At 41.6% G+C, this 346-nt stretch carries 1 protein-coding gene; it reads right to left on the bottom strand.

Translation table 11 applies throughout. From position 1 onward, the window contains the following. A partial coding sequence (locus EI164_RS16805; RefSeq protein ID WP_192521086.1) for an IS3 family transposase occupies positions 1-303 on the bottom strand: 303 nt, incomplete at its 3' end. Between the last annotated feature and the right edge of the window lie 43 nt (positions 304-346).

Here is a 346-nt window from a genome sequence, read left to right as displayed (position 1 = left end):
GCTCTTGATACGGATATAGGTCACATCTCCCGTCCAGACTTGGTTAGGCATGCTTGGACTAAAATTGCGCTTTAGGATATTGTCGTGGGTTTTATGCATCTGATCAGCATGCTTATACTTGTGTGTCTTTTCCTGAGAGCTTTTAAGGTGCATACTCTTCATAAGACTACCTGCTAGGTAACGTGTCAGCCTGATGTTATGCTCATTCCATAAGATAGCGACAATAGTGCGAGCACCAGCCGATTGTTTGGAGTCATTGAATATCTGACGTATTAATGCTTTGAGTTTGACTGTAGTGGTCAACTAATTTAGGACACCTGATAAGAGGTTTTTGTTAAAGTAGCGT

The organism is Psychrobacter sp. FME13 (assembly GCF_014861395.1).
Taxonomy (GTDB): Bacteria; Pseudomonadota; Gammaproteobacteria; order Pseudomonadales; family Moraxellaceae; genus Psychrobacter.
Note: the sequence above shows the minus strand (reverse complement) of the source record. Positions and strands in the feature narration are given on the sequence as shown.